We start from the raw sequence: 8,878 nt of genomic DNA on the forward strand, positions 1-8,878 counted from the left end.
GATAGGTAGCGTCCCCCAGTGGCCCAGCAGCATCCGAACCGTCCGCCGAACGACTGCTCCACCTGCCGGAAGGTGTTGAGCACCCGCAGCATCCTGCTCCTTGAGAACCCGTCCGTGGCACCAACCACGGCGATGGTGTGTGAGCGCACCGGAATGAGTCGCCGGACCGTTCAGGTCCACACGGTGCACCTGACGACGTACGGGCACCTCGACGGCGGTGTGCCGACGGATCTTCCGATCGATCCCGAGCCTGTGCTTGAACCGGTTCCTGAGCGTTTGACTCCGCTGCAGTGGGCGTCGTCGGTCGTGGTGCAGTGCCCGACGTGCCGGTGCATCCTGTGCGAGATCGCGCGCGCTGGGAGGGGCAGCTTCCGGGGGCAGATCAGTATGAAGGAGGTGGCTCTGCGGCTGGGCATGGACGAGCGGACCGTGCGTACGCACGCCCGTACCGGCCACCGGGAATCCCGGCTCGCCCGCCCGCACAGCCTGGTGGCCGACGGACTCGTGGCGTTCGAACCCGACGGGTCGGTCACGGGCTGGGACGAGCAGGGCCGCAAGCTCCACGTACGGCGCCCAGATGTGTTCATCCTCAATCCGACGGAGGCGCCCGCAGTGGACACCGACCTTGAAGGCGACGACTTCTTCACCGACGGCCTCGCCAAGCGTCTGCGTGCCGAGACCGAGTGGTTCGACCCGACGCACAAGCAGGCTCTTGGGATCGTGCGGTACATGGCCGGCCTCATCCGGGCGGGATGGCCCGAGGAGGTGCTGATGGCGAAGCTGCGTGAGCGTCCGCACCGGATGCCCATCAAACTGCCGTACCGGTATGCCAAGGCCCGGCTTCCCAAGCGCGGGAAGCCGTACGTGCACTCCAAGGCAGCGCCGCCGTCCGCCTTTAAGCGGCTGCGTTGTGCCAACCCCGCGTGCAGGGTGCAGATGCAGCAGCCCCGGCCGGGCGGATTGTGCCGCGAGTGCCGGGAAGAAGTGGATGCAGGAGTGCGGAAGGTCCCGGAGTTGGTGAGGCGTGATGGCTGAGCAAGATCGGTCGGTGTCGGTGCCCTGCCCGAGGTGCCTGGCAGCCGAGGGCGAGCCGTGCGACGGCGACGTGGTGGTCCACTACGAGCGGCACCGGCTGCTCATGGAACGCCTGGGCCCGGCCGCGCACGGGACCCGCTTCCGGTCGAGGATCACGGCGGAGCACGAGGACGGTTCACGGTGTCCCGACACCGGGCCCCGCCGTCACCGGCAGCGCCCGCTCGATCCGCAGTGCCCTGGGCGCGTCGCCTACCGGGCGACCTGCCGCGAGTGCGGGTGGACCTGCCGCAAGGAGCGCCGCAAGGACGCCCAGGCCGCGGGCGAGCTGCACGCACAGTTCTGCTGGGACCAGTACAGGTCGATGGACCCGCGCGAACGGGCGGCGCAGCGTGAGGCGCAGCGCGTCCAGAGGGTGCTTCAGGTGGCGTGCCCGGCGTGCAGCGCCGACGTAGGCGCTCCTTGCTGGGACACCCGCGGCCGGCCCCGGCCTTACATCCACTGGGACGGCTCACTCCGCGTCCATGTCAAGCGCTCCGCCGCTGCGCCCCACTACGGGCATCCGCTGCCTCACCCGTGACCTCGTCTGAACTGCCGCTGGTTCTGTTGACCTTGCCCGACGGACAGACCGTCCGGGCCCAGCTCCATGCCCGTAAAGAGACTCCCGCGGGCTGGCGGTACCAGGTAGGCGTAGCGCTGTACCGGTACGAGGAGAGCGGGGCCGTTGAGCCTGCGGAGTATGTGGTGTGGGTAGTCCCCGGCATCCACGCCCACCCCATCGAGGGCGTTGACTACGCGTCGGTGCCCACGGAACCGCTGCATGCTCCTGCGCCGATCGCGCCGGATCTGCGATGGGCGTGGACGGTCGAACGGCGCCGCCTCTCCGACGGCCGCGTCGAGCTGGTGGTGCATACCCACGACTGCACCGAGGCGCCCGGCGGCGGCGAGGAATTGAACGTCGACCAGGCGCTCACCGCGCTGGAACGGACCGGCGCGCGGGCCTGCCACGCCTGCGATGCCGCCGCATCGCTGCTACCTCTCCGCAGCGAACGCCCAGACGTGAGCGACCTGTGAGACGTCGACGTTCGTAACCCGCGGCGTGGCAGAGCGGTTGGCACGGCGTGGACCATGAGCAACAGGACGTGGAGAGCGTCGACTACGACCCGGCGACGGACCTGCAGCGCCGCCCGCTGCTCACACTCGCCGAGGCGTACGACGTCCTCGACGTCCTGCGCCGCACTGCGGCCGGCGGCGGGCCCGATGCCGCCGGCGCCCAACGCTGCGCGCACGTGCTGGCGTACCGGCTCCCTGCGCAGAACGAGGCCTCGGCGAACTGAGAGTTGCTGACCTGCCGTTGACTGCGACGTAGAGCCGTCGCCTCGGGAGCGGCGCCGTCCAGGCGATTGAGCCTGAGAGCAACGAGCCGGGTCAGTTTTACGGCCGTAAAACGGAGTCAGGCCCGTGACGGGCCGTGCCGCGGGTCGTTTCACCAGATGTGGGTGCCCCGGAGGGGACTCCACGGGTCGAAGGACGAACGCGCTCAGCGCCTCAGCACACCTCAAAGGGGTGGTCCCCCTGCTCCCCTCCTCCGCGTTTTACGGCCGAAAAAAACAGGTCGCCCCGAGGCGACGATCCTGCCCGCTCTCGTTCTCTGAGAAGATGCTGCGCGTCCGAAGTACCGGAACATCGGGAAGTAGTCGGAGAACGTACATGCCTTACATCAGCGTGCTCTTGAACCGGAAGGGCGGGGTCGGGAAGTCCCTGATCTCCACCATGCTGGCGGCGGTCTATGCAGAGACCCTTGGCGACAACGGGGAAGTTGCCGTTGTCTCGATTGACCCGCAGGGAACCACCATCGAACATGCCGAGAAGGTCAGGGCGAAGGGTCGTACAGTCCCCTTCCGCGTCCTTGACTTGAGCGGCCAGACGGATCGCCTGCGCCAGCTCCGCAAGGGCAAGGCCAGCGTCATCATCGTCGACACACCAGGCTTCATGCCGCTCAAGGTGGAAGATCCCGAGGACGAGTCCATCGACCCACTCGGCGATGGGACTGTCGGTGACTCACTGCGCGCCATCCTCGACGTCGCCGACGACGTCATCGTCCCGCTTCCAGCCGAAGGCGCCGCCTTCACACCGACCATGGTGACCGTCGAGCGGGTCTTGTGGCCGCGGCAGATGCCGCACGGCGTACTGATCAACGACTGGGACCCACGCGATGGAACGGTCGACCGCGACCGGACGATCAGCCTGGCCAAGAAGCGCGGATGGGACGTGTACAACACCACCATCCGCCACTACAAGCCCCACACCCGGGCGCTCGCCAACGGCCGACTCTGCACTCAGTACGAGTCCAACCACACCTCCACCAAGGCGAAGGCCGATTTCCAAGAGCTGGCACTTGAACACCAGCTGCGCCGCCACAGGTACGCGGAGGTCCGGTGATGTCGTCCAGCCGCGACGAGTACGACGACTTCTTCGGCGACAGCGAGCCCGAGGCCGGCCCTTCCCCCGACGACACGCGTGCCGAAGGGCGGCTACTTCGGGTTCCTCTCAAGCGCCTGGCACCGAACACGGTCAACCCCCGGAGAAACTTCGGAACGCAGGAAGCCCTTGAGGATCTCGGCCGCAGCCTGAAGCGCCGTCAGCAGCAGCCCATCACTGTCGTCTCCAAGGGCAAGTACCTGAAGCTCTGGGACCACACGGACCAGATCAGTGACGTGGACTACGTCATCGTCTCCGGCGAGCGACGCTACCGCGGAGCCCTGGCAGGTAGTTTGTCCTCCCTCGAAGCGGTCGTGAACGATGCGATCGCCACGTCGCGGAAGTCGTTCCTCGACGCCGTGATGACCGAGAACGTCGACCGCGAGAACTTCGATCCGGTCGAAGAGGCCTACGCGGTGCAGGCCATGGTCAACGAGTTCGGTACCAACCGAGCCGTCGCCGAGCACTTCGGGCGCGCCGACGGATGGGTCACCCAACGCGTCTGCCTCACCTATCTGTCTCCCGAGCTGCAGCAGCAGGTCCGCGCGAGGACACTCAGCCTCGAACTGGCCCGCTCTCTGGGCCAGAAGGCGAAGAAGCACGGTTGGGACTCTGACGAGCAGAAGCTGTGGCTGCAGCAGCAGCGTGAGCTACTCGACGAGGAGCGGAAGGCAAAGAAGGAAGAGCGGCGGCAACAAAAGGCGGCGGACAGGGCGAAGCCGGACACGAAGGTGTCCGGTGACCGCCCGAGTCTTACGGCCGTAAAACCACCCTCCGAGTCACAGGCACCCGTGCCGGGAGAGACCAATCCTTCCGGGGAGGGTGCACAGCACGCAACGACCGATGCACCTGCCGACCACGAGCAGCTCCCGGACCTCGTGGTACCCCAGGCCGTTCGGTGGGGAGACGTCGAGTTGGTGCACCGTACCCTCCGCCAATGGATGACAGATGAGAACTACCAGTCCTTGAGGAAGCGGATGCTCGCCGAGGGCTCCTGACCTCGACCGAGTGCGTCCGTTCCGACGTGCCGAGTTTTACGGCCGTAAAACTCGGCACGTCGGCCTGTCTGCCTCAACGACGGCGATTTTCTGCGGAAAATCGAGCGCAGTACGCCGCGCCGACCAACTCGGGTCCGGGCGGCTGCTGCTGACGCTGACGCGTATTCCGCCCTTCTGACCTGCGACGGGGCCTGTTCCGTTTCTGGATGCGGTGTCAGCGTCAGCGTCAGCGCCGGTCGTAGGCTGACCCTTCTCCATGCCCCACGACTCATCGGCGGCGGCCGCCGTCCGCGCTGACGCAGACGAACGCGGGGCCCGCACCACACGATGCGGGCCCCGCCGTTGTTCGCGGTCGCATGACCGGCCTGGCGTTCGTACGGTGCGGATCCTAGGCAGTGGCCGCGAGGAACAACGCGGCCACGACCAGGACGACGACGTGCGCGGTCTGGTCGGTTGATTGCACTAACTCAGGCCACGGCTCGACTTGGTGGCGGTGGTTGAAGACCATGGCTGGTGGTGGATGCCGCTGGGCGGGAGGTCGAGCCGGTCAGCCGCAGGACCTCGTCGCTCGCCGCAAGCGCGCCATCGAGGAGGACTGGCGGGGTGAGGTCGAAGGACTCGACCTCACCCTCACCTTCCTGCGCAGCAAGCGGGAACAGGCCCGCCGGTTCGAGCGGACCGGCCCCGTCACGCTGGATGTTCCTGTCGTTCCTCACCAGAAACCCCAGCTCACAGAAGGGTGATGAGGAGAGCGGAGGCCAAGAGTGCGGTCTGGTGAAGAGCCTGATCACTGAGATACATGCCGTTCATCCCCACGGCCTTCAGCTCCGCGAAGCCCTTGGAGCCGATGTGCTCCAGGAGCCAGCGGACCGGCCACCGGCGGTCGAAGAACGCGTGCGTCACCGCCGAGAGGACGAGCCCGGCCGCAAGGCCGGTCCAGGTCATCTGAAGCGGGAGAACGGCCCAGACCAGGGCCAGCATCACGGCCATAACCAGGTGGTACTGGGCGACGTGTCCCAAGCACGCACCCCAGCCCCGCCTCGGGCTCACGCCGTCGGCGACCTCCGTCGCCAACGGCGCCGCCTTGTTCCCGGCCTGGTGGTCGGTCTGCCCGATCACGTGGTCCGCGAGGTTGTGGCCGACCGAGAGCACCGCCCACACCGCGCCGAACGTCGCCAGGGTGGCGACCTGATCCAGGTTCGTCATCGTGCCCCCTCGTCCTCAGCGCCCTTGCGGATCGCGCGGGCCACTCCCTCGAAGGCGTCGAGCGCGCGGGAGTCGAAGCGCCCGTGCCGGGCCTGGATGTCCTTGCCGAGCTGGTCGTAGAGGTTGGTCGCCTCGCGGTACCTGCCCTGCTCCTCGGCTTGTACGGCATCAGCCATCCGGCGCTCGACTTCTGCTGCTGTGAGGTCCTGGTGGCTCATCGAGCAACCGCCGACTTGGTGCAGAGAAGGTCCAGTTCCATCAGGGCGGTCCCGGGCCCGCTCAACTCGGCGGTGAGTTCGCCCTTCTCGTTCATGCGGACGGCGGTGCAGTGCTCGATGTATCCGTCTTTGCGGGCCTGCTTGGCGAGCCAGAGCAGGGGCTCGCACCGGTCGATGACCGCGTGCGTCACGGCGTTGATCGCCGCTCCCGCCAGCAGAGCGCCGGCGGGGACGCGGTAACCCAGGGCGCGGGTCGCTGCGATCGTCCCGGCGAGCTGTCCGGCGGTGTAGGACGCGACATGTCGCGCGACGCTCCTGCGCCCCAGCTGGCTCGCGGTCAGGGTGCGCCGGCCGGTGCGTTCGTCGTCCTTGCGGACCGGCTTCCCGTCCTCGTACACCTCGTGCTCGCCGTACAGGCCCTTACAGGAGGCGTCCGTCGAACTCTGCGCCCACTGGTCGAGTACGGGGTGTAGCTCGCCGAAGATGGCAACCAGTGTCCCCAGCAGGGCCAGGGCCTCAACATTGCGACGGTGGTTTGCGAACATGGTGGTGCTCCTGTCTGTGATGGTCGGGAGTAACAGCGGGCGGCCGTACGCCGGCAAGTGAACGGCCGCCCGCGCCAGGTCAGTTGTCCTTCTCGTTGTGCTCGTACAGCTTGGCGATGTTCTGCCGGGACATCTGGGCACGCTTGGCGAGTTCGGTGTCGGTCGGGCGCTCATCGTCCCAGGCGAGGACGCGGTACAGCCGCGAGTACAGCCCGGAGCGGTGGCGGGCGACTTCGTCCTTGGCTGCCTTGAGGGCCGCTCCGTAGGAGTCGACCTCGGCCAGGACTTGCTTCCGCAGCTCGTCCCGGACCTCTCGCGCAGTGCCCCTTGTGGCACTGAGGAGCGTGACGCCCTCGGCGGCCGCGGCCTGCTCGGCGTTCTGCAAGGCGGTGTCGAGTTGGGCGTCGGAGGTCTCGTCCGTGACCAACCCAGGGTGGGTGCGCAGGAACTCGGCGGCGGGCATCGTCTCGCGGTCGCCGAGCGCCTTACGCCGGTTCTCGTAGAGCCAGGCGCGGGTGCCGATGAGCGTCACGTCGGGCTCGTTCAGGGAGAGACCGAGCCCCTCGGCGATGGCGGGGTTGTGGTCGAGTCCGAAGCGGTTGAGGTCTTCCGCCACATCGTCGAGGTGCACGTCATCGAGGGACGCCCAACGGTCCTGCACGAGCTGGGGAAACACGGACACGGCTTCGTGCATGTTCACGAGTTCAGGGCGCCGGCCAACGGGCGGGAGCTGGTGGCGGTCGCACGCGGCCGTGATGTCGCGCCCCGCGCTGGCGGCCTCGGCCGTCCAGTCGAAGACGTCCGTGCCAGGCACGGGAGCCAGGTTGAGAAGGAGAGCCTCGGCGAGAGGAGCGATCCGGTTCAGGAAGTCGTTGGCCTGGTCGCAGGTGAGGTAGGGGCGCTCCTGGACGTTCAGGCCGGCGTCGAGGACCCACCAAATGACGTCGGGGACCGTCAGCCAGTGGAACGGCGCGAAGAGCCCACCCGTGGGCGTGTAGCTCCGGTTCGCCTGACGGGGGGCCCTCCAGTCGTCGCAGCGAAGCGACAGCTCTCCGCGCCGGACGTCCAGGACGACCTTCTGGTACGCCCAGGCCTGGGCGTGCAGACGGCCGGCCTCGTACTCGCCCTTCGAGTCGAGGTACCGGCGGGCCTCAGCCTGGTCGGGCGCAGTCGGAATCTGATCGGGGGTGACCTCACGGACCACCAGGGCGGGCAGCTGCGCGGCGGTGTTCGTCGTCTCCATCATGCAATCAGGTTGCATCTGAACTCCCTATCAACGCAACCTAGTTGCGCACTATTGGTCGAGAATCGCAACCTGACCGATTCCCGACGACCACCCGCGCCGAACAGTGCGCCGCCTCGCCCTGGGCGAAGTCGTGAACTTCGCCCAGGGCGAGGCTTGCTGAGCGCCACTCAGCACTCATCCACCCCGGCCCGTTCAGTAGCCATGCACCCCCAGGCCCACGAACGACAACAAGGACTACCTGCTCCTGGAGGCCCTGGGGCACGCGTCCCAACTCGCCTCCCTCGTACCGTCATTGGCGGCGAGAGGCGTACAGGGCGACGTACACGGCCACCCCCAACGTGAGCGCCGGCGCAAGGCTTGGGTGCTGGTAGGCGATATAGGCAACAAGGCCAGCCGCAGTGCACACGGCCAGAAGGACAAAGTGATCGTTGTTCGGCATGCCTCAGACGATCAGGTGCCGAGGGGTTAGCCCTGCAACTCCCGCCAGCCTCCACGACGTCGGCGACCGAGCCAGCGCAGCCCACGAGGCATCCACAAGCCCCGCGGCGAGAGGGTGCACGAGGTTCCACGCTTTCAGGACCGGGGCGCACCCGATTCCACGTATTCAGGTCCTGATTCCACGCATTGAGGGCCAGGGGCGCACAAGGTTTCACGCATTCAGAACGGCGGTGGCTCAACACCGTTGAGCGTCTTCAGTTCTGGGCACTGGCGTGGGCCGCCCTTCGTGACTGGGCATCACCTCTCGCACCATCATGTCGGGCTGATGGCCGCTCACCTCCCATGCTCCGCCCCGCGCATGACCCTGAGTCACCGATTTCGTGTCGTGGCGGGCAGAATGCTGCGCCCCCACACACGTTCGAATCCAAACTGTGGAAAGGGGGCGCAGATTCATGCCCGCCACGACACGAAACCCAGGGGGGGCGCAGATTCATGCCCGCAAAGGTACACCCACAAAAGCGCAGGTCAGAGGGGGCGCAGAAATCTGCCCGCATTGAACACGAAGCACGTTCCTCCAGGTCAAGGCACATGAGGGCAGGGGGGCGCAGATTCATGCCCGTGTTCCCTCTCCATAGCCACCGCTGACCTTGGGCCGCCCGACTCCGAACCCGGAGGGTTCGGCCGCGCATCATCGCGGAGCGATGATCGCCCGGA

At 67.3% G+C, this 8,878-nt stretch carries 11 protein-coding genes; 7 read left to right on the top strand and 4 right to left on the bottom strand.

Features of this window, described 5'->3' with window-relative positions:
- Positions 1 to 18: 18 nt before the first annotated feature.
- The 7 genes from QIS99_RS30455 to QIS99_RS30485 all read left to right on the top strand — a co-directional run bounded on the left by QIS99_RS30455 (position 19) and on the right by QIS99_RS30485 (position 5,254).
- Positions 19 to 1,035 carry a hypothetical protein gene (locus QIS99_RS30455; RefSeq protein WP_282516971.1) on the top strand — a complete coding sequence of 339 codons (1,017 nt, stop codon included), beginning with the start codon at positions 19 to 21 and terminating at the stop codon, positions 1,033 to 1,035.
- Positions 1,028 to 1,612 (top strand): zinc finger domain-containing protein, encoded by a 585-nt coding sequence (locus QIS99_RS30460; RefSeq protein WP_282516972.1) that lies wholly within the window; start codon positions 1,028 to 1,030, stop codon positions 1,610 to 1,612. Before QIS99_RS30455 ends, QIS99_RS30460 begins: the two co-directional genes overlap by 8 nt.
- On the top strand, positions 1,609 to 2,106 hold the full coding sequence (locus QIS99_RS30465) for a DUF6233 domain-containing protein (protein ID WP_282516973.1): 498 nt from the start codon (positions 1,609 to 1,611) through the stop codon (positions 2,104 to 2,106). Before QIS99_RS30460 ends, QIS99_RS30465 begins: the two co-directional genes overlap by 4 nt.
- 47 nt (positions 2,107 to 2,153) lie before the next feature.
- Entirely contained in the window at positions 2,154 to 2,369 is a 216-nt protein-coding gene (locus QIS99_RS30470; RefSeq protein WP_282516974.1) for a hypothetical protein, read from the top strand.
- A 373-nt stretch (positions 2,370 to 2,742) separates the two neighbouring features.
- On the top strand, positions 2,743 to 3,474 hold the full coding sequence (locus QIS99_RS30475) for a ParA family protein (RefSeq protein WP_282516975.1): 732 nt from the start codon (positions 2,743 to 2,745) through the stop codon (positions 3,472 to 3,474).
- Positions 3,474 to 4,511, top strand: a complete 1,038-nt coding sequence (locus tag QIS99_RS30480) for a ParB/RepB/Spo0J family partition protein (protein ID WP_282516976.1) — start codon at positions 3,474 to 3,476, stop codon at positions 4,509 to 4,511. The genes QIS99_RS30475 and QIS99_RS30480 overlap by 1 nt, the downstream gene beginning before the upstream one ends.
- A gap of 506 nt (positions 4,512 to 5,017) precedes the next feature.
- A complete protein-coding gene (locus QIS99_RS30485) occupies positions 5,018 to 5,254 on the top strand; it encodes a hypothetical protein (protein WP_282516977.1) in 237 nt (78 codons plus the stop codon).
- Here QIS99_RS30485 and QIS99_RS30490 read toward each other — a convergent pair.
- The 4 genes from QIS99_RS30490 to QIS99_RS30505 all read right to left on the bottom strand — a co-directional run bounded on the left by QIS99_RS30490 (position 5,241) and on the right by QIS99_RS30505 (position 7,726).
- Positions 5,241 to 5,717, bottom strand: coding sequence for a DUF3307 domain-containing protein (locus QIS99_RS30490; RefSeq protein WP_282516978.1), 477 nt, complete (start codon positions 5,715 to 5,717; stop codon positions 5,241 to 5,243). The genes QIS99_RS30485 and QIS99_RS30490 overlap by 14 nt on opposite strands.
- Complete coding sequence (locus QIS99_RS30495) at positions 5,714 to 5,935, bottom strand: hypothetical protein (RefSeq protein ID WP_282516979.1); 222 nt, start codon at positions 5,933 to 5,935, stop codon at positions 5,714 to 5,716. Before QIS99_RS30495 ends, QIS99_RS30490 begins: the two co-directional genes overlap by 4 nt.
- A complete protein-coding gene (locus QIS99_RS30500; RefSeq protein ID WP_282516980.1) occupies positions 5,932 to 6,480 on the bottom strand; it encodes a hypothetical protein in 549 nt (182 codons plus the stop codon). Before QIS99_RS30500 ends, QIS99_RS30495 begins: the two co-directional genes overlap by 4 nt.
- A 79-nt stretch (positions 6,481 to 6,559) precedes the next feature.
- Positions 6,560 to 7,726, bottom strand: coding sequence for a hypothetical protein (locus QIS99_RS30505; RefSeq protein ID WP_282516981.1), 1,167 nt, complete (start codon positions 7,724 to 7,726; stop codon positions 6,560 to 6,562).
- Positions 7,727 to 8,878: the final 1,152 nt, after the last annotated feature.

This window comes from Streptomyces solicavernae (genome assembly GCF_029968095.1).
GTDB lineage: Bacteria > Actinomycetota > Actinomycetes > Streptomycetales > Streptomycetaceae > Streptomyces > Streptomyces solicavernae.